The organism is Rhizobium ecuadorense (genome assembly GCF_001187535.1).
Lineage (GTDB): Bacteria > Pseudomonadota > Alphaproteobacteria > Rhizobiales > Rhizobiaceae > Rhizobium > Rhizobium ecuadorense.
Genome location: NZ_LFIO01000314.1, coordinates 1 through 246 on the forward strand (window position 1 = coordinate 1; position 246 = coordinate 246).

Here is a 246-nt window from a genome sequence, read left to right on the forward strand (position 1 = left end):
TAAGACGGTCGCGGATCATCTCGATCCGCCCGAGGCAACTTGACGAACCAGGCCTCCATCGCCCTGCCCGCTATCGAAGTTTGCCCCTGTTCAACAGCGCCCACTGTAGAAGCACGATCGTTTTGGCGTCGAAGATTTCGCCGGTTTCGATCATCGCCGCAGCCTCGTCTAGCGGGATTTCGAGGACCTCGATATCCTCGTGTTCCTCGTCCAGACCGCCGCCTTCCGCCACGCGGTCGGCGATGT

General features: G+C 60.6%; 1 pseudogene. It reads right to left on the reverse strand.

Features of this window, described 5'->3' with window-relative positions:
- Positions 1–70 precede the first annotated feature (70 nt).
- Positions 71–246 (reverse strand): annotated as a pseudogene (locus AF337_RS45130) (NUDIX domain-containing protein); the annotation flags it as partial.